The sequence below is a fragment of the Stenotrophomonas lacuserhaii genome, from assembly GCF_014836545.1.
Classification (GTDB): domain Bacteria; phylum Pseudomonadota; class Gammaproteobacteria; order Xanthomonadales; family Xanthomonadaceae; genus Stenotrophomonas; species Stenotrophomonas lacuserhaii.
On the sequence record NZ_JACSQS010000016.1, the window covers coordinates 63,246 to 88,823 of the forward strand.

Annotated in this window: 23 protein-coding genes and 1 riboswitch; of the genes, 12 read left to right on the plus strand and 11 right to left on the minus strand. The window is 67.5% G+C overall.

The genetic code is table 11. The features are described 5' to 3' along the window. Positions 1 to 132: 132 nt before the first annotated feature. Together H9654_RS14060 and H9654_RS14065 are read right to left on the minus strand one after the other, a co-directional pair. Positions 133 to 2,727 (minus strand): M14 family zinc carboxypeptidase, encoded by a 2,595-nt coding sequence (locus H9654_RS14060; protein WP_191771367.1) that lies wholly within the window; start codon positions 2,725 to 2,727, stop codon positions 133 to 135. A gap of 98 nt (positions 2,728 to 2,825) precedes the next feature. Next, entirely contained in the window at positions 2,826 to 5,471 is a 2,646-nt protein-coding gene (locus tag H9654_RS14065) for a TonB-dependent receptor (protein ID WP_191771369.1), read from the minus strand. 179 nt (positions 5,472 to 5,650) lie between these two features. Here H9654_RS14065 and queD point away from each other — a divergent pair, with 179 nt between their 5' ends. Further along, the gene (gene queD / locus H9654_RS14070; protein ID WP_042614954.1) at positions 5,651 to 6,016 is read left to right on the plus strand and encodes a 6-carboxytetrahydropterin synthase QueD; all 366 of its coding nucleotides are present in this window, start codon (positions 5,651 to 5,653) and stop codon (positions 6,014 to 6,016) included. A gap of 212 nt (positions 6,017 to 6,228) precedes the next feature. On the opposite strand, the gene H9654_RS14075 is transcribed toward queD, so the two are convergent. Together H9654_RS14075 and H9654_RS14080 are read right to left on the minus strand one after the other, a co-directional pair. Beyond that, entirely contained in the window at positions 6,229 to 7,695 is a 1,467-nt protein-coding gene (locus tag H9654_RS14075; RefSeq protein ID WP_191771371.1) for a sensor histidine kinase, read from the minus strand. Then, complete coding sequence (locus tag H9654_RS14080; RefSeq protein WP_191771373.1) at positions 7,692 to 8,414, minus strand: response regulator transcription factor; 723 nt, start codon at positions 8,412 to 8,414, stop codon at positions 7,692 to 7,694. Before H9654_RS14080 ends, H9654_RS14075 begins: the two co-directional genes overlap by 4 nt. A gap of 141 nt (positions 8,415 to 8,555) precedes the next feature. Here H9654_RS14080 and msrB point away from each other — a divergent pair, with 141 nt between their 5' ends. The 6 genes from msrB (at position 8,556) to H9654_RS14110 (ending at position 14,045) form a co-directional block, all read left to right on the plus strand. Then, on the plus strand, positions 8,556 to 9,113 hold the full coding sequence (gene msrB / locus H9654_RS14085) for a peptide-methionine (R)-S-oxide reductase MsrB (protein WP_191771375.1): 558 nt from the start codon (positions 8,556 to 8,558) through the stop codon (positions 9,111 to 9,113). Positions 9,114 to 9,141: 28 nt separating this feature from the next. Then, positions 9,142 to 10,905, plus strand: coding sequence for a cytochrome c biogenesis protein DipZ (locus H9654_RS14090; protein WP_191771410.1), 1,764 nt, complete (start codon positions 9,142 to 9,144; stop codon positions 10,903 to 10,905). Positions 10,906 to 10,914: 9 nt separating this feature from the next. After that, positions 10,915 to 11,652, plus strand: a complete 738-nt coding sequence (msrA, locus tag H9654_RS14095; protein WP_191771377.1) for a peptide-methionine (S)-S-oxide reductase MsrA — start codon at positions 10,915 to 10,917, stop codon at positions 11,650 to 11,652. Positions 11,653 to 11,784: 132 nt separating this feature from the next. Then, positions 11,785 to 13,230, plus strand: a complete 1,446-nt coding sequence (locus tag H9654_RS14100) for an aminotransferase-like domain-containing protein (protein ID WP_225212073.1) — start codon at positions 11,785 to 11,787, stop codon at positions 13,228 to 13,230. Positions 13,231 to 13,239: 9 nt separating this feature from the next. Beyond that, the gene (locus tag H9654_RS14105) at positions 13,240 to 13,722 is read left to right on the plus strand and encodes a GAF domain-containing protein (protein ID WP_057507910.1); all 483 of its coding nucleotides are present in this window, start codon (positions 13,240 to 13,242) and stop codon (positions 13,720 to 13,722) included. Beyond that, on the plus strand, positions 13,719 to 14,045 hold the full coding sequence (locus H9654_RS14110) for a TfoX/Sxy family protein (RefSeq protein ID WP_191771379.1): 327 nt from the start codon (positions 13,719 to 13,721) through the stop codon (positions 14,043 to 14,045). Before H9654_RS14105 ends, H9654_RS14110 begins: the two co-directional genes overlap by 4 nt. Positions 14,046 to 14,224: 179 nt before the next feature. Here the strand turns inward: H9654_RS14110 and H9654_RS14115 are convergent, their stop codons facing one another. Then, entirely contained in the window at positions 14,225 to 14,812 is a 588-nt protein-coding gene (locus tag H9654_RS14115) for a histidine phosphatase family protein (RefSeq protein WP_191771381.1), read from the minus strand. A 165-nt stretch (positions 14,813 to 14,977) separates the two neighbouring features. Next, a riboswitch (cobalamin riboswitch) is annotated at positions 14,978 to 15,197 on the plus strand. A gap of 115 nt (positions 15,198 to 15,312) precedes the next feature. Here H9654_RS14115 and btuB point away from each other — a divergent pair. Then, the gene (gene btuB / locus H9654_RS14120; RefSeq protein WP_191771384.1) at positions 15,313 to 17,151 is read left to right on the plus strand and encodes a TonB-dependent vitamin B12 receptor; all 1,839 of its coding nucleotides are present in this window, start codon (positions 15,313 to 15,315) and stop codon (positions 17,149 to 17,151) included. Between the two features lie 30 nt (positions 17,152 to 17,181). Here btuB and gph read toward each other — a convergent pair whose 3' ends face one another. Next, positions 17,182 to 17,853: a phosphoglycolate phosphatase gene (gene gph, locus H9654_RS14125; RefSeq protein ID WP_191771386.1), complete on the minus strand. Its 672-nt coding sequence runs from the start codon at positions 17,851 to 17,853 to the stop codon at positions 17,182 to 17,184. Positions 17,854 to 17,925: 72 nt separating this feature from the next. Next, the gene (locus tag H9654_RS14130) at positions 17,926 to 18,828 is read right to left on the minus strand and encodes a LysR family transcriptional regulator (RefSeq protein WP_191771388.1); all 903 of its coding nucleotides are present in this window, start codon (positions 18,826 to 18,828) and stop codon (positions 17,926 to 17,928) included. A 97-nt stretch (positions 18,829 to 18,925) separates the two neighbouring features. On the opposite strand from H9654_RS14130, the gene H9654_RS14135 reads away from it, so the two are divergent. Beyond that, the gene (locus H9654_RS14135) at positions 18,926 to 19,564 is read left to right on the plus strand and encodes an NAD(P)-dependent oxidoreductase (RefSeq protein WP_191771390.1); all 639 of its coding nucleotides are present in this window, start codon (positions 18,926 to 18,928) and stop codon (positions 19,562 to 19,564) included. Positions 19,565 to 19,599: 35 nt separating this feature from the next. Here H9654_RS14135 and dinB read toward each other — a convergent pair whose 3' ends face one another. Next, positions 19,600 to 20,685 (minus strand): DNA polymerase IV, encoded by a 1,086-nt coding sequence (gene dinB, locus H9654_RS14140; protein ID WP_191771415.1) that lies wholly within the window; start codon positions 20,683 to 20,685, stop codon positions 19,600 to 19,602. A gap of 193 nt (positions 20,686 to 20,878) precedes the next feature. Here dinB and fabA point away from each other — a divergent pair, with 193 nt between their 5' ends. Together fabA and fabB are read left to right on the plus strand one after the other, a co-directional pair. Further along, positions 20,879 to 21,394 carry a 3-hydroxyacyl-[acyl-carrier-protein] dehydratase FabA gene (fabA, locus tag H9654_RS14145; protein ID WP_042614942.1) on the plus strand — a complete coding sequence of 172 codons (516 nt, stop codon included), beginning with the start codon at positions 20,879 to 20,881 and terminating at the stop codon, positions 21,392 to 21,394. Further along, a complete protein-coding gene (gene fabB, locus H9654_RS14150) occupies positions 21,394 to 22,605 on the plus strand; it encodes a beta-ketoacyl-ACP synthase I (protein ID WP_191771393.1) in 1,212 nt (403 codons plus the stop codon). The genes fabA and fabB overlap by 1 nt, the downstream gene beginning before the upstream one ends. A 93-nt stretch (positions 22,606 to 22,698) precedes the next feature. On the opposite strand, the gene H9654_RS14155 is transcribed toward fabB, so the two are convergent. From H9654_RS14155 to H9654_RS14165, 3 genes are read right to left on the minus strand one after another with little or no spacing between them, the layout of a single operon-like run. Then, positions 22,699 to 23,379, minus strand: a complete 681-nt coding sequence (locus H9654_RS14155) for an HAD family hydrolase (RefSeq protein ID WP_191771395.1) — start codon at positions 23,377 to 23,379, stop codon at positions 22,699 to 22,701. Further along, positions 23,376 to 24,077: a pseudouridine synthase gene (locus H9654_RS14160; protein ID WP_042614945.1), complete on the minus strand. Its 702-nt coding sequence runs from the start codon at positions 24,075 to 24,077 to the stop codon at positions 23,376 to 23,378. The genes H9654_RS14155 and H9654_RS14160 overlap by 4 nt, the downstream gene beginning before the upstream one ends. Further along, positions 24,074 to 25,132 carry a class I SAM-dependent methyltransferase gene (locus H9654_RS14165; RefSeq protein ID WP_191771397.1) on the minus strand — a complete coding sequence of 353 codons (1,059 nt, stop codon included), beginning with the start codon at positions 25,130 to 25,132 and terminating at the stop codon, positions 24,074 to 24,076. Before H9654_RS14165 ends, H9654_RS14160 begins: the two co-directional genes overlap by 4 nt. A 163-nt stretch (positions 25,133 to 25,295) precedes the next feature. On the opposite strand from H9654_RS14165, the gene H9654_RS14170 reads away from it, so the two are divergent. Further along, positions 25,296 to 25,559: a hypothetical protein gene (locus tag H9654_RS14170; RefSeq protein ID WP_042614947.1), complete on the plus strand. Its 264-nt coding sequence runs from the start codon at positions 25,296 to 25,298 to the stop codon at positions 25,557 to 25,559. Positions 25,560 to 25,578 lie beyond the last annotated feature (19 nt).

Genomic DNA, 25,578 nt, shown 5'->3' on the forward strand with positions numbered 1-25,578 from the left:
AAACGAGGCCCGCAGGAGCGGCTTTTGCCGTCCCCCGCCAACCCACCCCGCCCCAGCAACACATAGCCCTGCAGGCTTTTGCCTTTGCTTCAAAGCGGGCCGCCGGGCTGCAAGCCCGGCAAACCCAACCCACTACCCCCGCGGCTTCGCAGGATTCAACAGATTGCCGAAGAACAACGCATTGACCAGCAACCGATCCGTCCCGTGCCAGTACTTGCGGTGCGCTGGATCATCGGCAAACAGCACCACGTTGCCCTGCCCCTGCGGCGACACCAGCAACCACGCCGAACCACTCACCCGCGCTCGATTGCGCTGCGACAGATAGCCATTCACACGCACCTGCTCGTCCACCCGCACCACCGTGGAGAACGGATTGGCGCTGGGCTGCAGCACCACCGCGTTCTCCTTGTTCACCGCCAGCTGCCGGCGCGGCGTGCCGAAGCCCAGCGGATGGCTGGTATCGATGTCCGCGCTCAGGATGTTGCCGCTCACCCGCTCGATGGCCGCGATGTCGCGCTGGTCGCCGAACGCTTTGCGCGAGGCATCGGCGGTCTCTTCGTCCGCGCCCAGTTTCTCGCCATCAGCCAGCTTCTTCTCGATCGCCCAACGCGATGCGGTGCCGTAGGTCACCAACGATCCACCAGCCTGGATCCAGCGCTTCAGCGCGCCGACCGCCGCTTCATCCACGCCCTCGTACTTGCCACCGGACAATACGATGGAGGTGTAGCGGTCCAGCGGGACCTTGCCCAGTTGCGAAGGATCGATCTTGCTCGCCGGCAGCTGCAGCTGCTGGTCCAGCAGGAACCACGCCGAGCCGATCTCGGTCGCGTTGACGCCCTCGCCCATCACCAGCGCCACGGCCGGTCTGCGCAGCGCCTTGACGCTGTCGCTGCCCAGGTCGATGCCACCGCGGCTCTGGCCGCTGGCCAGCGCGTAGGCCTGCACGCCGCTGTCCTGGGCCACCGCCTGCACCGCCTCCAGCAGCGCGGCGCCGTGCAGCGGCTGGCCGGCGACCGGCACCACGATGCTGCCCGGGGCGAAGGCCACCTCGCCGGCCGACGTACCGGCAGTGAACGCCTGGAACGCGGCGCGCGTCGACAGGCCCTTGGCCTGCAGTGCATACAGCGCGCGGCCGGCGTTGTAGTCGCGCCAGTCGATCACGTACGCATAGCCGGCCTGGCCGCCCTGCACGCCACCGTGCGCGTCGGCCACCGCAGTCACCCGTGCGCCCTCGCCGATGCGGCTCCTGCTGGCCGCGAAGGCCACGCCGTAGGCCGGTGCGATCGCATACGAAGTGCTGCCATAGAACACATCGCCCTTGATCTGCGGCGTGTCGGCGAAGATCGAATGCACCAGCCGGAACTGCGGCTGCGCCGCCGGCACCACATAGGCACTGCCCGGTTCGAAACGGCGTCCATCCACGGTCACCGCCGACGCCAGTGCGTGCACCTCGATCCGGTGCAGCAGCAGCAGTTCCAGCAGCTTGCGGGTCAACGCCGGGTCGTGCGCGTCGCCGAACACGAAGCTCTTCAACGGCTGCTGCCCGGCCTGCTTCAGCGCCGACTGGAAGAAGGATTTCTGCAGCGACAGCAGGCCTTCGCGCTCGGCGACCGCCCCGCGCACCGTGCCCAGCCCGGTGGCCACCTGGTTGCGGATGGTGAACGGGAAGGTCAACGGGCCGTTGACCGACTCCTGCACGCGTCCGCGCGAGCTCGCCTGTTCGACGGTCACCCCGACCGCGCCATGGAAATCCGGGTAGGTGGAGCCATACACCGGGGAGAAGTTGTCATAGTTTTCACCGGTGTAGTACAGCGAGCCCAGCGCATCCAGCGAGGCGGCGTGGTACTTGGCCAAGGTCTTGTTGAACTCGTACGAAGACGCCGGCAGCAGCGGGCTGTGCATGCTCTTCGGCGACGGCTCGAAGTAGTACGTGCTGTCCTTGCCCATCTCGTGGAAATCGATCTGGACATTCGGATACCACTGGTGGAACACCTCGATCTTCGGTCGGCTGTCCTGCTGGGTCAGCGCCAGCCAGTCGCGGTTGAGGTCGGTGAAGTAGTGGTTGGTGCGGCCCTGCGGGAACGGCTCCACGTGCTCCTTGTCGGCCGGATCAGGCGAGGCGGGGCTGGAGGCATACGCGTTGTGCCAGTTCGCCGCACGGTCGCGGCCATCCGGGTTCTGTGCCGGGTCGAACAGGACCACCGCGTTCTGCAGCCACTGCTGGGTTTCCGCGCTGCGGTTGGCCACCAGGTAGTAGGCCGTCAGCATCGCCGCCTCGCCGCTGGACGTTTCGTTGCCGTGCACGCTGTAACCCAGCCACACCACCACCGGGCTGTCACCGGCCGCGCTGCGCGGCTGCGCCGGATCCACCAGGGTGGCGTGGTGCTGGCGGATCGACTCCAGCCGCGCGTGGTTCTGCGCACCGGTCAGCGTGGCGATCAGCAGCGGGCGGCCCTCGTAGCTGCGCCCGATCTCCTGCACCGTGATCTTGTCCGAAAGCCGGGCCAGCTCCTTGAAATAGGCCACCAGCTGGTCATGCCGGGTGTAGCGGCTGCCAATCTCATAGCCCAGGGACTGCTGCGGGGTGGGGATGGCCGGATCGAAATCCGTGGCCTGCGTGGCCTGCGGGAAGAAGTAGGCGCTCTGCGCCTGCACCGGCGCGGCCGGCAGCACGACCGCCGAAGCGGCAACGAACAGGGACAACAACACACTGCGATGCAAGGACACGACGATTCCCCATGGATGATGGCGCTGCAGCGCCAGTACAGCCCGACCGGCCACGCGGAGTGACCGGCCGGCATGACCGATGACGCACGCGTGGCGGCTCAGAAGCGGTAGTCCAAGCCCACCGTGAAGTAGCGGCCGCGCAGGTCGTACTGGCTGAAGTCATACGGTGCGCGGATGCCCGGGAACGAGGCGTCGTACGGCGGATCCTCGTCGCCCACGTTCTGGATCTTCGCGTACAGGGTCAGCTGCTCGAAGCCGGTGTAACCCACGTACAGATCGAACTGGCTGTAGGAATCCACGCGGTCCTGCACCGCCTGCGCGGTGGCGCTGGCCTTCTGGTCGTAGCCGCTGGTGTAGTACCAGGTCAGCGCGGTCCGCACGTCGCCATGGCTCCAGTCCAGCGTGGTGGTCGCCTTGTTCTTCGGCAGCGTGGCACCCAGGTTGCTGCCGGCGTAATCCACCAGCGGACCGCCGATCACGGTCGGGCGGCGATAGTCACGCACATGGGTATAGGCCGAACTCAGGTTGAAGGTGCCCAGGCGCTCGGTCGGAATTCGCTGGCGCAGCTCCACGTCGATGCCGGAGGTCTTCAGGTCGCTCAGGTTCTGGTAACGGTTGTACACGGCCTGGATCTTGCCGCGCTCATCGCGCTGCACCGCGCCCGGCACGTCGTTGGTCACCAGGGTCTGGGTGTTGTTGGTGCCGACCAGGTTCTCCAGTTCGATCCTGTAGTAATCGACACTGAGGTTGGTGTTCGCCCACGGCGACAGCACCACGCCGAAGTTGTAGCTGTGCGTGCGTTCCGGCTTCAGCTCGGTGTTGCCAACGGTGAAGAAGGTCGGGTTCTGCCGCGAGCCGGGCAGGTCCGGATCACGCGGGTCGACCACGCTGCCGTAGGAAATGCTGGTGCTGTCCGAGTTCTCGGAAAGCGACGGCGCACGGAAGCCCTTCGATGCGGCAGCACGCACCAGCAGGAAGTCCAGCGGCTGCCAGCGCAGGCCCAGCTTGGGCGAGAACGCGTCGCCGAAGTCATCGTAATGATCCGCGCGCGCGGCCACCGACAGTTCCAGCTTCGAGGCCAGCGGCACGATGGCCTCGGCGTAGGCGGCGCTGACCGTGCGCTCACCGTGCACTTCGGCGATCGCCGGGCGCACCTGCAGGCCGGCATCGATCTGCCACGGATTGTTGGAATCCAGCTTCTCGCGGCGCCATTCCACGCCGGAGGCGAAGCCGATGTCACCTGCCCAGGTGTGGCCGAGCGTGCCGGAAATCTTCGCATCGATGCCCTGCAGTTTGGATTCGGCCGGGCGCAGGGTGGCGATGTTGATGCCATCCAGCACCGACTGCGGAGTCGCCGACGGATCCAACAGGTTGTAGCTGCCGGTGGCCAGCGCATCGGCCAGCGCCCAGCGGTTGGCGAAGCCACCGGATACCGTCTCGCGCTCGCTGCTGCGTGCACCGAAGGCGCCCACTTCCCAGTCCCAGCGCTCGCTGCTGCCACGCAGCCCGACCAGGCCACGGTAGGACTGCGAGCGGTTGGTCTTGATCGTACCGCCGAGGTTGAAGAAGGTGTATTCGATGGGGATCGCGCGACCGTACGGGTTGTACGGGTTGCCTGCCGGCAGGTTGGATGACACCGGCTCGGCCAGCCCGGTATCGGCGTTCAGCGCGAAGCGTCCGCTTTCCAAGGTGAAGAACGGGCTGCTGCCGAACCAGGACACGCCCTTGACCTCGCTGTACAGCACTTCGCCGAACGCTTCCACGTTGTCGCTGAGGCGGAAGGTGCCGTTGGCATAGGCCTGCCAGCGCTTGGTTGACGGTATCAGGGTGGTGTACGGCGCCTGGTTGAAACCACAGGTGTCGCCGGCGAGGCCGTCGATCGGCGCACTGGCCACGCGGGTGGTGCCGTCCGGGCACTGCCCGTTGGCGTCCAGCATCGGCACCGACACGCCGTTGACCAGATAACGTGCGCCCTTGGCCGACCAGCCGTTCCAGCGGCCGCCGGGCTGGTCGCTGTAGATGCCGGACCGGGTCAGGTCACGCTCGTCCTGGTCCAGGCGGTCGCGGTTGTAGGCTTCCAGGCTGACCAGGATGTTGTAGCCATCGGTCTCCAGGTCGCCCAGGCCACCGACGAACTTCAGCTTGGTCTCGTCCAGCCCGCCCTGGTCGGCGGTGCCGACGCTGCCACCGATCTCCGCGCCCTGGTAGTTCTGTCGGGTGATGATGTTGACCACGCCGGCCACCGCATCCGAACCGTAGACCGCTGACGCGCCGTCCTTCAACACTTCGATGCGTTCCACCGCGACCAGCGGCAGCGCATTGAGGTTGACGAAGGTATCCGACAGCCCATTGGCCGGGAAGCCGTAATTGGCCAGGCGACGGCCGTTGAGCAGCACCAGCGTGTTCTTCTGCGACAACCCGCGCAGTCCGATGCCAGCCGAACCGGAGGCCCAGCCGCTGTTGGAGGTCTCGTTGGCGGCGTTGCCGGTATTGGCAGAGATCGAACGCAGCACGTCGGCGACCGACGCCTTGCCGGTCGCTTCAAGCTGTTCGCGACCGATCACCTGCACTGGATTGGCGGTTTCGGTGTCGGTGCGTTTGATGTTGGAGCCGGTGACACGCACGGCGGCCAGGGTGCTGGCATCGCCACTGGCAGCGGTTTCGGCGGACGTTTCGGCGGCGGCAGGCAAAGGCGCGGCCAGGGCGGCGGCAAGGGCCGCCACGAGCAAGGTGTGCTGGGGCATGTCGAAATCGTGGGGTGGGTGGTGGTAACAGTTCCGCAGTAGCCCATGGATGGCCGCGTCGCGACCAATAACATCTCTTCATACGGATATAAGAGAAGCTAACATCTCTTCATCGCGATGAAAAGGAAGTTGTTGCGGATGCAACGGCTTTGTCGTCCCCGGACCGCTACAATCGCGGCATGGAAATCTTCAAAGTCTTCATGATCGAGGCAGCGCACCGGCTGCCGAACGTGCCTCCGGGCCACAAGTGCTCGCGCCTGCACGGGCATTCGTTCCGGGTGGAGCTGAAGGTGGAAGGCGAACCCGGCGCGGAAACCGGCTGGATCATGGATTTCGGTGACGTCAAAGCCGCGTTCCAGCCGATCTACGACCGCCTGGACCACCACTACCTCAACGACATCCCGGGCCTGGAAAATCCGACCAGCGAGAACCTCGCCACGTGGATCTGGCAGGAGCTGAAGCCGGTGCTGCCGGAACTGAGCGAAATCACGGTGCACGAGACCTGCACCTCTGGCTGCCGCTATCGGGGCCCCGCCAACCGCTGAGCAAGCGATTGATCCTGAACGGGATTTGCATCGCGGTTGAAAATTCCCCAGCCCCTGTTGCAATGCAGCACGAAAGGCGTATGCTGCATTGCAACAGGTCGCGAACCACCGGATTCCGGAGCCGCAGACCGCCAGGACACTGCATGGGTCCCTCCCCCCGTGCAGTCGCAGGACCCGACAGATCCCTCCCTCTGTCGGGTCCTTTTTTTTGCCTAGGGCCGTGCCCGTGGCAGGCCGAACCGGAACGCCGCACCCTGCGCGGTCTCCAGCAGGGCGATCTCGCGGCCGTGCAACTGCACGATGCGCTGCACGATCAGCAGGCCGAGTCCACCGTTCTCGCCACGCCGCGGCCCGAGCGCTGCAGGCGCCTGGAACAAGGTGCCGCGCACCCCCGCATCGACGCCCGGACCGTCATCACTGACCGTGACCCACACGTTGTCCGCATCGGCCGCCAACGCAACCTGTACGTGTCCCCCCTGCGGCGTGTGCCGCAGCGCGTTGTCGATCAGATTGGTCAGCACCCGCTCCACCAGCCCGACATCGGCACGCACCAGCGGCAGTCCCTGCGGGAACCCGGCATCCAGCTGCTGCCCTTTCGCCTGGGCGGACAACTCGAATTTCTGCAGCACGTCCTGCAGCAACTCCGGCAGGGCGAACACTTCCCACTGCAGCTGCACCTGCCCGTGTTCCAGCCGCGCCAGCTCGAACAGCGCGCGTGCCAGTCCGCCGACCTTCGCACTCTGCGAAAGCGCGATTGAAAGATAGCGGCGGCGCTCTTCCACGCTCAATGTCGCCTCCTTCATCGCCAGTGTTTCCAGATACCCATGCAGCGATGCCAGCGGCGTGCGCAGGTCATGCGAAATATTTGCCACCATCTCGCGACGCTGCAGGTCCTGCTGCCGCAGCTGCTGCCACTGCTCACCCAGCCGATGTGCCATCTGGGCGTGGGCATGCTCCAGGATCAGCAGTTCGTCGCGCTCGTCCCCGCGCAGGGCGGGCAGCGAAGGCAGGTCGGTGGGCGCATCGATGTCGAAGGACTGGATGCGCCGGGTCAGCTCCCGCAACGGGCGGGTCACCCAGTAGAACGCCACCAGTCCGGCCAGCATGCCCAGCACCGCAACCAGCGCCACCGACCACAGCATGGTCCGCCACTGGCTGCTCGCGGCCAGGTCGTCGGCGAGCATCTGGCGCTGCTCGCCGACCAGCACCACGTACACGTAACCCGCCGACCTGCCCTGCACCACCAGCGGGGCCACGCTGAAGACCTTGCGGCCGTGCCTGCTGCGCGGATCATCGCCAAGGATCGGCAGCGGCGCGCCGGCCAGCAGTGCCTGCAGCGGCGCCACGTCCACCCGATCGCGATGCAGGTGGCCACTCGGCGCATCGTGGCCGAGCACGCGGCCCTGGTCATCCAGCAGGTACACCTCTACGCTGGGATTGACCGCCATCAACTGGCCGAACAGCGCGCGCACTTCCGGCTCGCGCATCCCGGCCTGGTCCATCAGCTCGCTGCGTTGGGCGATATGCCCGGCCAGCCCCAGCGACAGCCGCTGCACCACTTCCTGCTCATGCCGCAGCGCCATCCGCATCTGCATGCCCAGCAGCGCCAGGCTGCACAGCACCAGCAGCGCGGCGAACACCGCCGCCAGTTTCTGCCACAGGCGCAGGCGCAACCTCATGCACCACCTCCGGCGGCACCGACCAACTTGTAGCCGCGGCCCCACACCGTGAGGATCTGCTTCGGGTTGGCCGGGTCGGCTTCGATCTTGTTGCGCAGCCGGTTGATGTGGGTGTTGACCGTGTGCTCGTAGCCATCGTGGCCATAGCCCCACACCTGGTCCAGCAGCTCCGCGCGTGCGAACACCTGCCCCGGGTGGCGGGCGAAGAACAACAGCAGGTCGAACTCACGCGGGGTGAGCTCCAGCTCCCTGCCGGCGTGCAGCGCCACGCGCGCCAGCGGATCCAGCCGCAGGCTGCCCAGCTCGATCGCCCCGGCATCCAGTCGCGCGCTCTGCGCCATCGCCTCGGCGCGCCGCAGCAGTGCGCGCACGCGGGCCACCAGTTCGGGCATGGAGAAGGGTTTGGCCAGGTAGTCATCGGCGCCCAGTTCCAGCCCGACGATGCGCTGGGTCTCGCTGCCACGCGCACTGATGATGATGATCGGCACGTAGCGCGCCATCGCCCGCGCGCGGCGACAGATCTGCAGGCCATCCACGCCCGGCAGCATCACGTCCAGCACCAGCGCGTCCCACGGCCCGTCCTGTTCCAGCAGCCGCATGCCGTCATCGCCGCTGGCGGCATGCACCACCGTGTAGCCCTCGTCGGCAAGATGCAGCCGCAGCAGGTCGGCGATATGGACGTCGTCTTCGACGATCAGGACACGCTGGGCGTCAGTCATGGAGGTAGGGGCAATCAGGAAGCGTAAGGGCATTGTCAGCGCAGGCCGACCCGGATGTATCACGGAAAATTGAACTCTCTGTGAGGATTCGTTGATCCGCAGGGGCGCAGCATGGCCCCATCGTCCCTGCTGGAGATGGCCATGTCACTGTCCCGACGTCACCTGCTTGGCCTGGGGGGAATGGCCGCTGCCGCCAGCGTGCTGGGCATCGGCGCCTGCAGCCGGGCCGCGCCGGCCGCTGCCGAAGCTGCCCCTGCCCGCCGTTTCGAGATCATGCGCAGCGACGCCCAATGGAAGCAGCAGCTGACCCCGGCGCAGTATGCCGTGCTGCGCCAGCAGGCGACCGAGCGTGCCGGCAGCAGCCCGCTGGACCGCGAGAAGCGTCGCGGCACCTTCCACTGTGCCGGCTGCGCGCTGCCGTTGTTTTCCTCCTCGACCAAGTTCGACAGCGGCACCGGATGGCCGAGTTTCTGGGCGCCGCTGCACGATGCCGTCGGCGAACAGCGTGACACCCTGTTCGGCATGGTCCGCGTGGAAATCCACTGCCGCCGCTGTGGCGGACACCTGGGTCATGTCTTCAATGATGGCCCGCGTCCGACCGGACTGCGTTACTGCATGAACGGTGCCGCGCTGACCTTCGAGCCTGCCGCCAGCACCGATGCCAACGATGCCGGCAGCGCCTGGCGGGTCCCGGTCTGATGTCTTTTCCCTTGTTGATGGAGCGTCGCTGATGCTGTTGCTGCTGGCTTACCTGGGGGGTCTGCTGACCCTGCTCAGTCCGTGCATCCTGCCGGTGCTGCCGTTCGTGTTCGCGCGTGCCGGCGGCTCGTTCCTGCGCAGCACCCTGCCGCTGCTGCTGGGCATGGCGATCACCTTCACCGTGGTGGCCAGCCTGGCGGCGGTGGGTAGTGCGTGGGTGGCGCAGGCCAACCAGATCGGCCGCTGGGTCGCTCTGGTGGTCATGGCGGTGTTCGCCCTGGCACTGCTGTGGCCGGCCTTTGCCGACCGCCTGCTGGCGCCGTTCCAGCGCGTCGGCGCCCGCCTCAGCGCGCGTGCCGATGCCGCCGACGACGCCGGCCGTGGCGGGGCCGGTACCTCGCTGCTGGTCGGCATCGCGACCGGCCTGCTGTGGGCCCCGTGCGCCGGACCGATCCTCGGCCTGGTGCTGACCGGTGCGGCGCTCAACGGCGCCAGTGCCAGCACCAGCAGCCTGCTGCTTTCCTATGCCTTGGGCGCCGTCACCGCGCTAGCTCTGGCGGTATGGGTGGGCGGCCGCGTCTTCAATGCGCTGAAGGCACGCCTGGGGCTGGGCAATGTGCTGCGCCGCGTGCTCGGCGTGGCCGCGCTGCTGGCGGTGGTTGCCATCGCAATGGGCTGGGACACCGGCGCGCTGACCCGGCTGTCCACGGTCAGCACCGCACGGCTGGAACAGGGACTGCTGGATGCCGTGCCCGGCGTGCAGCCAGGCGCGGCGGCAATGACCAGCACCGGCGCGGCCGCCGCTGATGTGCCGCTGCCGGTCGAAGGCGAGCTGCCCGCCCTGGAAGGCACCACCGGCTGGCTCAACAGCCCGCCGCTGACCCGCGAACAACTGCGCGGGAAGGTGGTGCTGATCGACTTCTGGACCTACTCCTGCATCAACTGCCTGCGCGCAATGCCGTTCGTGCACGAATGGGCCGAGCGCTATCGCGACCACGGCCTGGTGGTGATCGGCGTGCACACCCCGGAGTTCGCCTTCGAGCGCAACCCGCGCAATGTGATGCGCGCGGTCGAGCAGCTCAAGGTCACCTACCCGGTCGCGCTGGACAACGACTATGCGATCTGGCGCGCGTTCGAAAACCGCTACTGGCCAGCGCACTATTTCGTCGATGCGCAGGGCCGCATCCGCGCGCACCAGTTCGGCGAGGGCAACTATGCGCACTCCGAGCAGGTGATCCGTCGGCTGCTGCAGGAAGCGGGCCAGACCAACCTGCCACCACCGGCCGACCCCACCGCCGCCACCCTGCAAGGCGTTGCCGAACAGGCCGACATGGGCAACCTGCGTTCGCCGGAAACCTACCTCGGCCATGCGCGTGCGGAGCACTTCGCCTCACCCGGTGGCTTCCGTCGCGATCAGCCGTTCGACTACGACCTTCCGCAGCAGTGGGCGCTGAACCAGTGGGCGCTGCGCGGCCGCTGGTCGGTCGACCAGGAGTCGGCCACGCTGGCCTCGGCGGGCGGACGCATCGCCTTCCGCTTCCACGCCCGCGACCTGCACCTGGTGCTGGCGCCAGCGGCAGACGGCAAACCCATCCGCTTCCGCGTGCTGCTGGATGGCAAGCCGCTGCAGGCCGCCGATGCAGGCGGCGATGTGCAGCCCGACGGCACTGGCGTGGTCGATGAGCATCGCCTGTACCAGCTGGTTCGCCAGCGCGCGGACATCGGTGAGCACCTGTTCGAGATCGAGTTCCTGGACCCGGGTGTCCAGGCCTACGCGTTTACGTTTGGCTGAGGAGGTCGCATGAAATTCTCATTGGAACAAGGGATCGCCGCGGCAGTGGCCGCGCTGGTCGTGGGTGCGCTGGTGGTGTTCGCGGTCGATGCGGGCCCGGCCATCGGTGCCGGCATGGCACCGGCGCGCGCCACTGAAGAAAGCCGCGCCCTGCCCGCTCCCACCGGCGTGGCGGCGTACAAGGACGAGCGCACGCAGGCCAGCGTGGTATTCGCCGGCGGCTGCTTCTGGGGCGTGCAGGGCGTGTTCCAGCACGTCAAGGGCGTGGGCAACGCGGTCTCCGGCTATATCGGCGGCGACGCATCGACGGCGCGCTACGAGACCATCAGCAGCGGGCGTACCGGCCATGCTGAAGCGGTGCGGGTTGACTACGATCCGCGCCAGGTCAGCTATGGCCAGCTGCTTCAGGTGTTCTTCTCGGTGGCGCACGATCCGACCCAGCTCAATCGCCAGGGGCCGGACCACGGGACACAATATCGCTCCGCCATCTTCAGCGACGATCCCCGCCAGCAGGCCGCCAACCGCGCCTACGTGGGCCAGATCGGCGCCTCTTTCTCCTCCCCGGTGGTGACCGAGCTGGGCAGCGGCAAGCACTTCTATCCGGCTGAGGGCTACCACCAGAACTACCTGGAGCGGAACCCGCAGGCCGCTTACATCCGCTACTACGACGCACCCAAGCTGGTGGCCCTGCAGCAGCGGTTTCCGCAGCTGTACCGCCGCGATCCGGTATTGGTGCCGATGAAGTAAGCGGGCAAAAAAACGCACGTCCATCAAGGACGTGCGTGGGGGAAATGCCGGAGCTGATGCCAGCAAGGCGCATCGTAGAACGAAGGGAAACAGGGGTACAGTGGCAGGCTCCCCCTGTTTGATTGGATACAGATGGACGCCCGGGCCGCCCCGCCGCGCTACCAGCAACTGGCCGATGAGCTGTCCTTGGCGATCCATGCCGGTCGCCTGCCCAGCGGTGCGCGCCTGCCCTCGCTGCGGCAGATGGCGCAGCAGCGCAAGGTCAGCCTGAACACCGTGATCGGCGCCTACCGGCAACTCGAAGATGCCGGGCTGGTGGTGCCGCTGCCGCGGTCCGGCTTCGAAGTTGCCGCCCGCCTGCAGGTTCCCCTTCGATCGCTGCGGGATGCCCCCTCCGAGCCCACTGCGCCGAGCCAGCCGGCGATGCTGGCACGGGTGCTTGCCGCCCAGCAGCGGCCACAGGTGCTGGACCTGGCCTTCGCCGGCCCGCGCGGTCGCGCCTTCTATCCCGGCGTGCAGTTGCAGCGCGCCACCGCGCAGGTGCTGCGCCGCAGCCTGGCCACGGTGGAAACGTATGCGCGGCCGGACGGCTCGCAGGCCCTGATCCGGCAGATCGTGCAGCGCGGCCCGCGGATGGGCCTGCACACCGTGCCCGGACGGATCACGCTCACCCATGGGGCGATGGAGGCCCTGCAACTGGCGCTGCGCGCGGTGACTGAACCGGGCGATGCGGTCGGCATCGAAGCGCCGTCGTATTTCAACCTCTACCCCCTGTTGGCCAGCCTTGGCCTGCAGGCGATCGAACTGCCCACCCACCCGCAGCGGGGCCTGGACGTGGAAGCACTCGATGCGCTGCTGGACACCACCGCACTGGCCGCGCTGGTGGTGATGCCCACGGTGCACAACCCGCTGGGCTGCACCATGCCGGTGGCGGCCAAGCAACGCCTGGCCGAACTGGCCAATGCACGCCGCCTGCCGGTGATCGAAGACATCGTGTACGCCGAACTGCAGCACAGTGAACCGCTGGAGCCGCTGCTGAAGGCCTTCGACCGCGACGGCTGGGTGATGGTGTGCGCGGGTTTTTCCAAGACCCTGGCACCGGACTACCGCGTCGGCTGGCTGGAAGGCGGGCGTTTCATCGAGCGCATCGCGCTGCTCAAGTTCCATTCCAGCGGTGCCGAATCAAGGCTGCTCGGCGATGCGGTCGCCGCCTTCCTGGAAGCCGGCAACTACGAACACCACCTGCGCCGCATGCGCCGCCTGTACCGCGAGCAGACCAGCAAGGTGCGGCAGCTGGTTGCCCAGCATTTCCCGCCCGGCACGCGGGCGACCGAACCCACCGGTGGCTTCCTGCTGTGGCTGGAGATTCCCGGCGTGGACACCGGCGAGCTGTTTGAACAGGCACTGGCAGAGGACATCGTGTTCATGCCCGGCCAGATCTATTCGCGCGGCGCGCGCTACCGCCACTGCCTGCGCCTGTCCTGCTGCCAGGAGCTGGATGCGCGTTACATGGCAGGCATTGCGCGGATCGGCGCGCTGGCCACGGCACTGGCCGCCAGCACCGCCGCTCCTTGCTAGACTGGCGGCATGTTCGCCACTTCTTCGCTGACCGGCAGCAAGCCGGAACAATACGCCCAGCTGCTGGACCAGGCCCGTGGTCTGGTGCATGGAGAGAGCGACCGCATCGCCAACGCGGCCAACCTCTCGGCGCTGATCTACCATGCCGTGCCCCACCTCAACTGGGCCGGCTTCTACCTGTTCGATGGCACCGAGCTGGTGGTCGGCCCGTTCCAGGGCCTGCCCGCCTGCGTGCGCATTCCCCTGCACAAGGGCGTGTGCGGTGCGGCCGCCACCGAACGCGTGACCCAGCGCATCGACGACGTCGACGCCTTCCCGGGCCACATCGCCTGCGATTCGGCCTCGCGTTCGGAACTGGTGGTGCCGCTGGTCAAGGATGGCGCGCTGATCGGCGTGCTCGACCTGGACAGCCCGCTGCTGGCGCGCTTTGATGCCGACGACCAGGCCGGCCTGGAAGCGATTGCCGCCGTGTTCGTCGACGCATTGCGATGAGCACCCTGCAGCTGCGCAACATCGGTCCCAAGAGCGCGGCATGGCTGCGCCAGGTCGGCCTGCGCAGCCGCGAAGAACTGCTCGCCATCGGCTCGGTGGGGGCCTTCGTCAAGGTGCGAAGGGCCGGCTTCAAGCCCAGCCTCAACCTGCTGTATTCGCTGGAAGGCGCCTTGCTGGACTGCCACTGGCAGGACCTGACCGAAGCCCAGCGCAGCGCGCTGGTGCAGGATTACGAAGCGCGCATCGCGCTGCAGCCGCTGAAAGCGCCGGGGCCTGCCTCCGGCCCGGTACGCGAACATCGCTTAGACGACAACAACGACTGACGGCTTTTGATCCAGGTGGGTGACAGCCGCTGGCCGTGGTGGGTGACGACCGCTGGTCGTCACGCTTCCGCCACCGCCGAGCATGCTCGGCGCTACCGGTACCGGTCGACATCACCGCGAGGGTAGCGCCGAGCCATGCTCGGCGAGCGCAGCGGCGCGTCGGGCATCCCGTCCCACTTTCAGGGCTGCTGCAGTTCCAGCAGTTCGCCCCACAGCCCCGCATCCCCGCGCTCCACCCGCAGCCGCAGGCGCGTGCCGTGGTCGATGCGCAGCGCCCAGCACAGTGCCACCGGCAGGCCACACACTTGCGACAGCACCATCCGCAGCGGCCCTCCATGGCTGACGATCAGCGTCGGTGCGGCGTCCTGCTCTTCTTCCTCATCGAACAATCGGTCCAGCGCGCGCGCGATGCGGCGCTCGAAGCGACCCCAGCTTTCGCCATTCGGCGGGGCGAACGCATGCGGATCGCGATGGAAACCAAGCAGTTCCTGTTCCGGCAGGGCCTCGATCGCCAGGCCATCCCAGTCGCCGAAATCGAGTTCTTCCCACTCTGCATCCGGCTGCACCTCCAGCCCGCGCGGCACCGCCAGCGCGACCGCGGTATGCAGCGCGCGCAGGCGTGGCGAGCTGATCACCCGTTCCCACTCATGGCCTTGGTAAGCCGCGCACAGCGCATCGTGCGCCCCGGCCAGCAGCGGCGGATCGGTGCGACCGTCCAGGTGGGTGTCGCGGCCGGTGCTGGCGTGGCGGACCAGGTCCAGGATCATCGCTTGGCCCCGCTGCACCGGTCCGGGATCAGCGGGCAGGCACCCGGGCCTTGGGACAAGGGGGCAACGCAGTACGGCATGGACGTCATGGGCAGATCTGGAACGAAACAGGGGCCATTCTAGTGCACCGACGCACGCGGCCTGCATCACCGCACGCGATGGCTTAGACTGCGCGCACTTCAAGGTGACCTGCGGCGTCGGCTGGCAGGTTGAAACGGGAAGCCGGTGACGCATCCAGGTGATGCCACTCCGGCGCTGCCCCCGCAACGGTAAGCACGTCACAAGCGGACCTCACGCCACTGTGCCCCCGGGCATGGGAAGGCGTCCGCCCGGTGGACCTCCACCGACGGCAAGCCCGGAGACCGGCCCGGAAGCACCAGGTTGCGATGCGGTGGGCATCGGCGACGGCCACCGCGTCCTGCGCGGTGCGCATCGCCCTGTCTCCGCGTTGCAGCTCCCTTTTTGTCCGCGCGGGCGTGCGCGGCAGTTGGAGTTACCCCATGACATTGCAGTCTCGAATCCTCTCCCTGGCCGTGCTGGCCGCACTGCCTGGCATGGCTGGCGCGCAGAACGCGGCCACCGCGCTGGACCAGGTGCTGGTCACCGCCACGCGTACTCCGATCGCGCTGGCCGACAGCCTCAGCCCGGCGCAGGTGATCGACCGCAGCGCCATCCAGGCCAGCCAGGCCACCTCGCTGCAGGACCTGCTGCGCGGCCGCGCCGGCATCAACTTGGCCAACACCGGCGGACTCGGCAAGCAGACGTCGCTGTTCCTGCGCGGCACCAATTCCTCGCACACCGTGGTGCTGGTCGATGGGGTGCGCATCAACACCGGTGACTTCGGCCTGGCCATGCTGCAGGACCTGCCGCTGGCGCAGATCGAACGCGTGGAGATCGTGCGCGGCCCACAGTCCAGCCTGTACGGCGCCGATGCGATCGGCGGCGTGGTGCAGATCTTCACCCGTCGTGATAGCGGCGGCTTCGCACCGCACCTGGAACTGGGCGGCGGCAGCAACGGCCTGCGCCAGGCCAGTGGCGGCATCGGCGGCGGTACCGAGCGTGGCTGGTTCGGCCTGGACATCGCTTACCAGCACAGCGATGGCATCGATGCGTGCCGCGGTTCGGCGGCGACCTTCCAGGGCTGTGGCGCGGACGAGCCGGATCGCGATGGCTACCGCAATCTCTCCAAGAGTGCGCGTGGTGGCTACACCTTCAACCCCCAATGGAGCGTGGAGGGCAGCGCCCTGCGTGCCGAAGGCGAGAACCACTACGACGGCTACTACAACTACTCTGAAACGCTGCAGCAGGTGCTCGGCGGCAAGCTCCGCTATACCCCGTCCGAGCGCCTGGCGGTGACTGCCAGCATCGGCCGCAGCGACAACGAATCGGACAACAGCGGACCGTTCGATGCGTTTGGCAGCGCGCAGACGCATCGCGACAGCGCCTCGCTGCAGGTTGACGCCAGCCTGGCCGACAACCAGCTGCTGAGCGGCGGCGTGGACTGGAGTGATGACAGCCTGGATGGCAGCAGCGCCGGTTACCTGGTCGACAGCCGTGACAACACCGGCGTGTTCGTGCAGTACCAGGGTCGCTTCGGCCGGCACCAGCTGCAGGCCAGCGTGCGCAACGATGACAACCAGCAGTTCGGCAACCACACCACCGGTTCACTGGCCTGGGGTCTGGAACTGGGCGCGGGCTGGAAGCTCACCGCCAGCCACGGCACCGCGTTCAAGGCGCCGACCTTCAGCGATCTGTACGACCCGTGGAGCGGGGTGGCCACGCTTGATCCGGAAAAGGCACGCAGCAGCAACATCGGCATCGCGCAGGAGGGCAAAGGCTGGCGCTGGGGCCTGGATGTGTATGAGACGCGCGTGGATGACCTGATCACCTACGACGCGGCCACTTTCCGCATGACCCAGGTGGAAAAGGCCCGTATCCGCGGCGCCGAGCTCACCGGCGCCACCACCTTGGCCGGCTTGGACATCAACGCACAGCTGAGCTACACCGCACCACGCAACCGTACCGTCGGTGCGCAGTACGACAACTGGCTGGCACGCCGTGCGCAGCAGACCGCTCGCATCGACCTAGACCGCCGCTTCGGCGACCTGCGCGTGGGCCTGACCGGCTTCGGCGCCGGCAAGCGCTACGACGATGCCGCCAATACGGTGAAGCTCGCGGGCTACGGCACCCTGGACGTACGGCTGGAGTACGCGCTCAGCGATGACTGGTCGGTGCTCGCACGGGCCGCCAATGTGTTCGACCGCCGCTACGAAACGGTCGCCTGGTACAACCAGCCCGGCCGCGAATACCAGCTGAGCGTGCGTTACCAGCCGAAGTAACGCGCATGGAACGGCGAGCGCAGCGGGCCCTCAGCCCGCGCGCAAACCGGGCAACTGGCGCAGGTCGTCGACCACCGCCACCGCCTCGTTGTGCTGCAGGTCCAGCCCGCGGGGATAGCCATAACGGACCAGCGCGACCGGCATGCCGGCATCCAGCGCGGCGCGGTAGTCGGTCAACGAATCCCCCACCATCAGGCAGTCGCCGGGCGCAGCACCAAAGTGCCCGGCGATATGCCGCAGTGGCTCGCCGCTGGGCTTGCGCTGCGGCAACGAATCACCGCCCAGCACCAGCGCGAACCGATCGCCGATGCCCAGGTGATCCAGCAGCGGTTGTACCAGCGCACTCGGCTTGTTGGTGCAGATCGCCATCGGCACACCACGTCCCTGCAGCTGCTGCAGTGCCTCGGCGACGCCATCGAACAGCCGCGGGCTGCGCAGCAGGCACTCGCGGTAGTGCACCATGAAGCCCGGCATCACCCGATCCAGGTCGATCGTGCTGCCTGCCGCGGTGAACGCCTGCTCCACCAGCCGACGCACGCCGTCACCGATCCAGGTCAGTACGGTGGCTTCGGCCACCCGCGGCAGCTGCCAGTCTTCCAGCGTGCGGTTCAATGCTTCGGCGATGTCGCCGGCACTGTCCACCAGCGTGCCATCCAGGTCGAACACCACCAGCGGATACGGATACGTCGCTACGTCGCTCACAGGCCTGCCATGTCATGCGGGGGAACCTGCAGTGTAACGGCCGCACACGGCCGCTTCATTGACCGGCGCTGGCTAACAGTACGCGGCAAACGCCGGGCTGGAGAACCGTTCGACCAGGAAATCGACGAAGCTGCGCAGCAGGGTGGACTGCTGCCGACGCGAGGCATACACCGCGTGCAGTCCCATTTCTTCCAGCGAATGATCGGCGAGCAACGCGACCAGCTCACCGCTGGCCAACAGCGGATTCACCTGGTAGGCCGGCAGCATCGCGATGCCGGTGCCACTGCGCACCGCCTCCAGCAGCAGCGACGAATCGTTGGCACTGATGTTGCCGCTCACGCTGACCGCCACCTCGCGTCCATCCCGCTGCAGGCGCCACACGCCCTTTCCAACGTAATGGTGGGTCAGGCAGTTGTGCGTTGCCAGCTGTTCGGCGCTGCTCGGCGTGCCCTGCCGCTGCAGGTAAGCCGGCGCGGCGCACAGCACCGAACGGCAATCGGCCAGCCGACGCGCGATCAATGCCGGATCGATCTGCCGCGATATGCGAACCGCCAAGTCGATCCGCTCCTCCACCAGGTTGACGATGCGGTCCACCATCAACAGTTCGATACGCGCTTGCTTGTAGCGCTTCACGTAGTCGGCTACGGCCGGGGCCAGGTGCAGCTGGCCGAACGACACGCTGGCCGTCACCCGCAGCACGCCATGGGGTTCGGGATCCTGGCTGGCCAGCTCGTCTTCCAGCTCCTGGCGCACCCCACGCATCTGCTGGAACCGCGTCAGCGCGATCTCGCCCGGCCCGGTCAGCCCGACCCGGCGGGTGGTCCGGTGCAGCAGGCGCACACCCAGCCACTGCTCCAGCGCGGCAAGGTAGCGGGTAACCATCGGCCGCGACATGTCCAGCGCCTCCGCAGCCGCGGTCAGGCTGCCGCGCTCGGCGACTTCAATGAACACGTCGATGGCGGTCAGTCGGTCCATCTGCTCGATCCATGCAACAAACATGATCGTTATACGCTGTTTTTCGATCATGTACGGGCGCCTACAGTGACCGCTCACCCCGCTACGGAACGCCCCCATGAAAGTCGCCCTCGTCGGTGCCACCGGCAACATCGGCCGCCAGATCGCCCGCCATGCGCTGGCCAACGGCCATCAGGTCACCGCGATCGTACGCAGTGAGAAACAGCTGCCCGCCGAACTGGACGGCGCCGCACTGGCCATCGCCCCGCTGGATGACAGTGCCGCGCTGGCGGCCGTGATTGCCGGCCACGATGTGCTGGCCAGTGCCTACGGTCCGCGTCCGGGCGATGACATCGGCCAGATCGCGGTGGTCGCCGGGCAGCTGCTCGATGCCGCGCGCCAGGCCGGCGTGCCGCGGCTGGTGGTGGTGGGCGGTGCAGGCAGCCTGGAAGTCGCACCGGGGGTGCAGCTGGTCGATACCCCGGATTTCCCGGCCGCTTACAAGCCGTTTGCACTGGCCGCACGCGAGGCGCTGAAGCAGCTCCAGGCCGTGCAGGACATCGACTGGACGTTCTTCTCGCCGGCCGCGGAAATCGGCCCGGGCGAAGAGCGCGGGCAGTATCGCGTGCAGGCCCGTGCCTTCCTCGCCGACGCCGAAGGCCACAGCCGCATCAGCTACGCCGACTACGCCGCCGCGTTCGTGGAAGAACTGGAAACCCACGCTCACCCGCGCCAGATCATCACCGCCGCGTACTGAAACCCAAAAAAGGGGACGGAGGGAATTAAGTTCGCTTAATTCCCTCCGTCCCCTTTTTGGAACAGGTCACCCTGGAGCACGGGTTCGCGCTCGCGGAAGCCGCCCAGCCCGACGCCCACCAAGCGGTACAGCGTGTCCGGCGGCAGCTCCACGCGCTCGCGCAGCGCCAGGGCGATGTCGCGCAGTTCCTCCATCGATTCCGGTGCGCGTTCCGGCGTGTAGCTGCGGGTGAGGATGCGGAACTGCGAGGTCTTCAGTTTCAGCACCACCGTGTGCCCGGTGCGGTCGGTCCTGCGCGTGGCGTTCCAGGTTTTCTCCGCCAGCTGGGCGATCGCCGGCGCCAGTGCGTCCAGCGGAACATCCTCGGCGAACGTGTCTTCGGAGGAAATCGACTGCACCGGCTGGTCCGGCTCCACCGGCCGTTCGTCGATACCACGGGCACGGTTGTACAGACTGCGACCGAAGCTGCCGAAGGCCTCTTCCAGCGCAGCCAGCGACCAGCTGCGCAGGTCACCACAGGTCACGATGCCACGCGCCGCCAACTTGCCTTCCATCACCTTGCCCACGCCCGGTACCTTCTTCACCGGCAGCGGCAGCAGGAAAGCGTCCACGCGCTGCGGGGTGACCACGAACTGGCCATCAGGCTTGCGCCAGTCCGACGCGATCTTGGCCAGGAACTTGTTCGGCGCGATGCCCGCCGAGGCGGTCAGCGCGGTTTCATCGCGGATCTGCGCGCGGATTTCGCGCGCGATGTCGGTCGCCAGCGCGATCCCGGATTTCGGCACGGTGACATCCAGGTATGCTTCGTCCAGCGACAACGGTTCCACCAGGTCGGTATGGCGCAGGAAAATCTCGCGCACCTGCCGGGAAACGGCCTTGTAGCGTGCGAAGTCCGGCGGCACGAACACCGCATCCGGACACAGGCGCTCGGCACGCAGCGCCGGCATCGCCGAACGCACGCCGAACACCCGCGCCTCGTAGGACGCCGCACACACCACCGAACGCGCGCCACGCCATGCCACCACCACCGGCCGGCCGCGCAGGGACGGATCGTCGCGTTGCTCCACCGACGCGTAGAAGGCGTCCATGTCAACGTGGATGATCTTGCGCATAGTCCTCATCATGGGTGGTCAGAAGGCATTCGACCCGGGTGGGCCACACGCCGAAGTATGGTCGTTGCACATCAACAGGATGCGCGTTTTCAGCGGCAGACACTACGCGGGCGTACGGTGGAAAAGTTTGATCGAGACCTGTGCTGTCATGCATCCTCGGGCGCTTGATCTTCCGTTCTTCGCTTCCAGGATCGTGCTTTCCATGACTCGTCTCCACGCGTTCGACCGCGACCAGCTGCTGGCCAGCGCCCGCGGTGAACTGTTCGGCGCAAGCGCCGGGCGCCTGCCCAACGACCCGATGCTGATGTTCGACCGCATCACCGACATCCGCGACGACGCCGGTCCGCATGGCAAGGGCATGGTACGCGCCGAACTGGATATCCGTCCGGACCTGTGGTTCTTCAACTGCCATTTCATCGGTGATCCGGTGATGCCCGGTTGCCTGGGCCTGGATGCGATGTGGCAGCTCACCGGCTTCTTCCTGACCTGGCTGGGCGCACCCGGCCGCGGCCGTGCGTTGGGCTGTGGCGATGTGAAGTTCACCGGCCAGGTGTTGCCGGACGCCAAGCTGGTCAGCTATGAAATCGACATCACCCGCGTCATCAACCGCAAGCTGGTGATGGCCCAGGCCGACGCCCGCATGCTGGTGGATGGCCGCGAAATCTACGTCGCCAAGGATCTGCGCGTGGGTCTTTTCACCTCCACCGAGAACTTCTGATGCGTCGCGTCGTCATTACCGGAATGGGCATCACCTCGTGCCTGGGCAACGACCTGGACACGGTGTCGGCCAACCTGCGCGCCGGCAAGGCCGGCATCACCTACCTGGCAGACCACGCCGAAGCCGGGCTGCGCAGCCAGGTCGGCGGCCGCGTCGACCTGGACCTGGATGCGCAGATCGACCGCAAGCTGAAGCGTTTCATGAGCGATGGTTCGGCCTTCGCCTACATCGCCGCACGCGATGCCATCGCCGATGCCGGGCTGACCCCGGAACAGGTGAGCAACCCGCGTACCGGCCTGATCGCCGGTTCCGGCGGTGGCTCCAGCGAATGGCAGGTGGAAGCGGCTGACATCCTGCGCAGCCGTGGCGTGCGCAAGGTCGGCCCGTACATGGTGCCGCGCACGATGTGCAGCACGGTCTCGGCCTGCCTGGCCACCGCTTACCAGATCAAGGGCCTGAGCTATTCGCTGTCCGCGGCCTGCGCCACCTCGGCGCATTGCATCGGTGCGGCGGCCGACCTGATCCGCCACGGCGCACAGGACATCATGCTGGCCGGCGGCGGTGAAGACCTGCACTGGTCGATGAGCGTGATGTTCGATGCGATGGGCGCGCTGTCGACCAGTTTCAACGAGACTCCGGCCACCGCCTCGCGTCCGTACGACAAGGACCGCGACGGATTCGTCATCGCCGGTGGTGGCGGCATGCTGGTGCTGGAAGACTACGACCATGCCATCGCGCGCGGTGCCACCATCCACGCCGAGCTGATCGGCTACGGCGTGACTTCCGACGGTGCCGACATGGTCGCCCCGTCCGGCGAGGGCGCGGTGCGCTGCATGAAGATGGCGATGGAGAAGGTCGACCGTCCGCTGGACTACCTCAACACTCATGGCACCTCCACGCCGCTGGGCGATGTCACCGAACTGGGCGCGATCCGCGAAGTGTTCGGCGAATCGATCCCGCCGCTGTCCTCGACCAAGGCGCTGTCGGGCCATTCGCTGGGCGCGGCCAGCGTGCATGAGGCGATCTACTGCCTGCTGATGATGCGCGATGGCTTCATCGCCGGTTCGGCCAACATCACCGAACTGGATCCGAAGGTGGAAGGCTTCCCGATCGTGCGCGAAAGCCGCGAGCAGAAGCTGGACACGGTGATGTCCAACAGCTTCGGTTTCGGCGGCACCAACGCCGCGCTGGTGTTCGGCCGGATGATGTAGTGACGGCTGCTGGCCGTCACGCTGTCGCCCTTGCCTTGGTGGGTGACGACCGTTGGCCGTCACGCCGCTGCGCTCGCCGAGCATGGCTCGGCGCTACCTCAACAGCGGCAGCAGCAGTGCGCGCACATCATGCAGCGACTCCACGATGCGATGCCCCAGCGCGCGCACCGCCGCATCCGGATGCGCCAGGTCCGGCACCTGGATAGCCGTCATCCCTGCCGCCAGCGCTGCGCGCGTGCCGGTCGGTGAATCCTCCAGTGCCAGGCAGCGCGCGGGCTCCTTGCCCAGCCGCCGTGCGGCCAGCAGGTAGATGTCCGGCGCCGGCTTGGGATGCTGCACATCGCTGCTGGTCACCACCGCATCGAAGTAATCCAGCAGGCCGCTGGCCGCCAGCTTGCGGCTGGCGCGCGGCTGCCGCGTCGACGTAGCCACCGCGCGGGGTACACCGTGCTCCTTCAGCAGCTCCAGCAGTTCCAGGATGCCCGGACGCAGTGGCAGGCCGTCATGCGTGCGCGCGTCGTACAGCGCGTGGCAGTGCGCCAGCAGCGCATCGATGCGCGCGCCATCGTCGATGTGACGCTGCAGCAGCTGCAGGCAATCCCGCTCGCCCAGCCCCACCATGTGCAGGAAGAAGCCTTCCGGCAACGCGATCTCCAGCGTCAGCGCCGCCTCACTCCAGCACGCGATCGACACCCGTTCGCTGTCGATCATCAGCCCGTCCATGTCGAAGATCACCGCATCCGGGCGGAACGGCAAGGCAGGGATCGTGCTCACGGTGCGAACAGGGTCTCCAGGTCGGCAGCCGCCAACTGGCGCCACTGGCCTTCTTCCAGTCCTTCCAGGCCCAACCCACCCACGCCGCTGCGATGCAGGGCCTGGACGTGGTTGCCAGTCGCGGCGAACATGCGCCGCACCTGGTGGTAGCGGCCTTCATGCAGCACCAGGCGCGCGTTGCGCGGCCCCTGCACGTCCAGCTCGGCCGGCATCAGCGGCGTCTTCTCCGATTCCAGCATCAACGTGCCACTGGCGAACAGCGCCACCTCGTCACCGCGCAGGTCCTCGGCCAGCTCCACCTCGTACACCTTGGGCAGCTTGGACTTAGGCGAGATGATCCGGTGCAGCAGGCCACCGTCATCGGTCATCAGCAGCAGCCCGCTGGTATCGCGGTCCAGACGGCCCACCGTGGACAGCACCGGGTCGCGGTCGCGGAAACGCGAGGGCAGCAGGTCGTAGACCAGCCGCCCCTTGTCCTTGATCGAACAGGTCACCCCGCGCGGCTTGTACAGCGCAATGGTCAGCCCGACCGGCGGATCCAGCGGCTCGCCATCGACGCGGATCGCTTCATGGGCCACCTGGTCGTCGGCATACAGCACCTCGCCATCGGCATCGGTGATGCGTCCTTCGCGGAACATCCACTGCACCTGCTTGCGGCTGCCATATCCCAGGTTGGCGATCAGCTTGACCAGCTTCACCGGCTGCCTCCGCGCACCGCCTCGATCAGCTTGAAGCCATCGCGTTCGGCCAGCACGCGCACCGTGCCGAAGCTGTCATTGAGCACGTTCTCGTACGGCAGGTGGCGGTTGGCCACCACGAACAGGCGCCCGCCGCGCTTGAGCGCCTGCGCTGCCACCGCGATGAAGCGCTGGCCGATGTCCGGGCGGTTCTCGCGCGAAGGGGTATGGAACGGCGGATTGCTGATGATCACGTCGTAGCCGGGCTCGATCCCGGCGGTCACGTCCTGCCACAGGAACTGCAGCGGCAACGCGCGCGGCGGCTCGGCCAGGTTGACCCGTGCCAGGTCCAGCGCGCGGCCTTCGGCCTCGTACAGATCCAGTGCGGTGATCTTCGGGCAGCGCTCCAGCAGCTCACGCGACAGGTAGCCGTAACCGGCGCCGAGGTCGGCGGCGCGCCCGGCCAGGTCGGCCGGCAGGTTTTCCGCCAGCAGCACCGATGCCGGATCGGTGCGGTCCCACGCGAACACGCCCGGACGGCTGGTGAAGCGTCCGCCGAGGATCCTGCGCGGGGCATCCAGGCTCGCCCAGCGGCTGGCCAGATCGACATCGTGCTGGCCCTGCGCCGGCGCGCTCCAGTACACCCGGCAGTGGTTCTTGGTCAGGCTGCCGCCCAGGCCGGTGAGCTGCTTGAAGTCGCCCTCGCCGGAGCGCGCGCCCTCGTCGTTGTGCTGGCAGGCGACGATGGTGCCACCCGGCGCCACCAGCTGCAGGGCGCGGGCGAACAGCGCGCGGGCTTCGTCGCGCTGGCGCGGCGGCAGCACCAGCACCAGCCCGAAACGGCCCGCCTGGTCAGCGCCCAGCTCGGCGGACACCTCCAGCCCGGCCGATTCCAGCGCCTTGGCGAACGGGGCGAAGCTCTGCTCGCAGACCACTTCGCGGCCCTGCGCCTGCTCGCGCAGCGGCCATCCGTCACGCGCCCGCAGGAAGGCGACCGGGCCTTCCGGCCAGCGCAGCAGGCCTTGGGAGAGCGGCAGGAACAGGGTCTGCAGGGGAGCGTCGTCGCGGGCGGCCATCGGGCACGTGAGCCTTGGAATCTTCAGGGGGCGTCCATTGTACCGGCTCGGCGCCACCGCCCCCGTGCCGGACCGCTTTGCGAAAACCGAACATCCCCTTGATGCCGCCCGAACGTCCCAGCGGTCAGGGTAAGAGGACCCATCCCAGCTCTGGAGATATCGAATGCGTGCCTTGTTCGTCGGTGGCGTGGTCGACAACAGCGAAATGGACCTGGAGGGCAGCCAGCCCCCGGTGCACTACCCGGAGGATACCGGTGGCGGCCACTCCCGCTACCGGCTGCACCAGGTCGGCAAGACCCGCGATGGGACCGTGGCCTATGCGGTCTACGGGGCTCCGGACATCACGGACGAGGAAGTCAGCCGGGTCGCCGATGAACGTGCCTACGAGCGCCGTTTCGAGGCCGAGGCTTCCTTGTTCGAACACTGATACATGCGTGGGCCGGGCG